General features: G+C 62.2%; 1 protein-coding gene, 2 pseudogenes and 1 other annotated feature. All 3 genes and pseudogenes read right to left on the reverse strand.

Features of this window, described 5'->3' with window-relative positions:
- Positions 1–937: pseudogene (locus tag O5O54_RS22065) on the reverse strand (IS3 family transposase); the annotation flags it as partial.
- Positions 540–656, reverse strand: a sequence feature (AL1L pseudoknot). It overlaps the preceding pseudogene by 117 nt.
- A gap of 74 nt (positions 938–1,011) precedes the next feature.
- Positions 1,012–1,850: pseudogene (locus O5O54_RS22070) on the reverse strand (IS3 family transposase); the annotation flags it as partial.
- Positions 1,851–2,497: 647 nt separating this feature from the next.
- On the reverse strand, positions 2,498–2,864 hold a 367-nt coding region (locus tag O5O54_RS22075), incomplete at its 5' end, for an outer membrane protein (RefSeq protein ID WP_279483581.1).

The raw sequence follows: 2,864 nt of genomic DNA on the forward strand, positions 1-2,864 counted from the left end.
ACGTACTGGCTGCCGCGATCCGAATGATGCACGAGACCGCCCTCGGCGAAGGGGCGACGCTGATGAAGCGCCTGCTCTAGAGCGTCGAGCACGAAGCCGGCATGAGGTCTGCGGGAGACCCGCCAGCCAACGATGCGCCGGGCGAAGGCGTCGATGATGAAGGCGACGTAGACAAAGCCGCTCCAGGTGGCGACGTAGGTGAAGTCGCTCAATCAAAGCATGTTCGGCCGCGGTGCCTTGAAGACGCGGTTGACCCGGTCGAGCGGGCATCGCGCTGACGCATCGGCGATCGTGGTGCGCACGCTCCTGCCTCGCACGACGCCCTTCAGGCCCATGGCCTTCATCAGCCGCGATATGGTGCAGCGGGCGACGTCGAAGCCCTCGCGCTGCATCTGCCGCCAGACCTTCCGGACGCCGTAGACACCGAAGTTCTCGTTGAACACGCGGCGCACCTCCCCCTTCAGCACCGCGTCGCGTTTTGCCCGCGCCGGCAACCGGGAGGGATCGGTTTGGCGGGCGGCATGTTCGTGATAGGTCGACGGGGCGATCGGCAGAACGCGGCAGATCGGCTCGACCCCGTAGGCATCACGATGCGCGTCGATGAACGCTTTCATCGCTTGAAGGGGCGGTCGAGCTCCGCCTGGGCAAAATATGCGGAGGCCTTTCTGAGGATCTCGTTGGCTTGGCGAAGCTCGCGCACCTCGCGTTCCAGCGCCTTGATCCGCTCGCTCTGCTGACTGGTCGGCCCAGGCCGCAGCCCATCATCGCGCTCGGCTTGGCGCACCCAATTGCGCAGCGTCTCGCCTGAGCAACCGATCTTCCCGGCGATCGATTGGATCGCGGCCCACTGCGAATCGTGCTCCTCCTGATGATCCATCACCATCCGGACCGCACGGGCTCGGACCTCGGGGCTATACGGCGGCGTTCTCTTCGTCATGGCTCCAGTCTCTCAAGAGTTGGAGCCTCCGGCAAACTCGGTGCGGTTCATCCCAAAGCGTCCCGACATAGGACGTTGTCGGAGCGGATGTGTCCCGGCATGCCGCGCAAGATGAAGAGATCCGACAACACGTCGATGACGTCCGTGGACTTTAGCTTCCGGGCGATCCGGATGGCGAGGCACTCCCGGGAGAACTCGTCGATCAGATTGAGCATACGGAACTTACGGCCGTCATGAGTTCGACCCTCGACGAAGTCGTAGGACCACACGTGGTTCGCCCGCTCTGGACGAAGCCGAACGCAGGACCCGTCGTTCAGCCAGAGCCGCCCGCGCTTGGGCTGCTTGGCCGGCACCTTCAGGCCTTCCTGAGGCCAGATGCGCTCGACGCGCTTCACGTTGACCACCCACCCGGCATCTCGCAGCAGGGCTGTGATCCGGCGATACCCATAGCGCCCATACTGCGCCGCCAGCTCGATGATGTTGGCGGTTAGTGCCGCATCGTCGGCTCGGCCCCTCGGCACCTTGCGCTGCGTCGATCTATGCTGCCCCAGGACTCGGCACGCCAAACGCTCCGACACACCGAACTTGCGCACGGTACGGTCGATGCAGCGGCGACGCCAGGCGGGGCACACCAGTTTCCCGAGGCGGCCTCCTTCAAGATCAGCTTCTCAAGCGTCAGGTCCGAGACCGTCGTGCGCAGACGCTCGTGCTCCTTCTCGAGATCCTTTAGACGCTTCAACTGATCCAATTTGAGACCGCTTAACTCCGGGCGCCACCGGTAATGCGTGAACGGCGTCACGCTGATCATGCGGATCGCTTCCGCTACCGGGCAGTCCTGCGACAACAACACATCGACCTGCCTCAGCTTGGCGGCGATCTCTTCGGGCTTGTGCTTCTTCTGTCCCGTTCTCATGTCCTCCAGCGGCTCAGAAACCTACTTCAGGGAGGACCACTTATCAGGTGGCAGCCCAGCCGATCTCTCGGGGCAGTTATGGCACCAGGACCTGCGTGAGTGTCATCGGCGCAGGAAGACTCGTGCCAGTTTCCACGGCGTCTTCTGCCTCGCAACCGCGCTCGCTTGGATCAGGCGCCAACAGGGCCTTGATTGGGCTTCCCCAAGTTGAGCACCGATTACTTTCTTTCGTCCCACGGACGATCAGGAGCTTGCCCGTTTAAGCAGCGATGATGGGGACGACGTTCCTTCCAAAACGGACAAACGCCTTCATGCCCACCTTCGAACCAATCGCTACCGAACGCCGGTCTCGTCGGTCCGGTTCATCCCGTCCCAGTAGGCGACCAGTGACCCGCCGGCGACGATCGTCACCGCGAAGACGCCGATAATAGCGATCAACGTCATTCGTTTGCTAAACATTACGGTCACCGGAAACTTGGATGGAAGGGACGTCTGCAGCGAGTGTTGCTGCCCATTGCCATGCCGGTGGCATGATGAGGCGACTTGCGCGACGGCTTCGAGGGAGTGACAGCCTGCCGGGACTGGAGAACGACAGGCTGTCGAAGGCCCCCGCGATCAACGCAGGAGCGCTTTTCGCAAAGGCTAGGTTAGTTGAAGCGGAACGAAGCCTTCGCCCACACGGTATGGAAGTCGAGGTCGTCGTTCGACGAGGTCTCGAACGTCTGCTGTCCAATGGGCAGCAGCGGATTGGTGTAGGTTACGTCGAGGTTTGTCTCGCCGATGTCGGTGTACAGATACTCAAGGCCTACCGAGAAATTCTGCGTGACGAGGTAATCGACTCCGCCACCGACAGCATATCCAACATCGTCGTTGTCGGATTTCACCGATGTGGCAAAACCGCGCGTCGCATTGAGGATGCCCGGCGAGACGAACTCGACATCGGTATCGGCGTAGGCCACGCCGCCCGTTGCATAGATCGCAAGGCGCTCAGTCGGCAGGAAACCGATCTTGGCG

The sequence above is a fragment of the Aureimonas sp. SK2 genome (assembly GCF_029813115.1).
Lineage (GTDB): Bacteria > Pseudomonadota > Alphaproteobacteria > Rhizobiales > Rhizobiaceae > Aureimonas.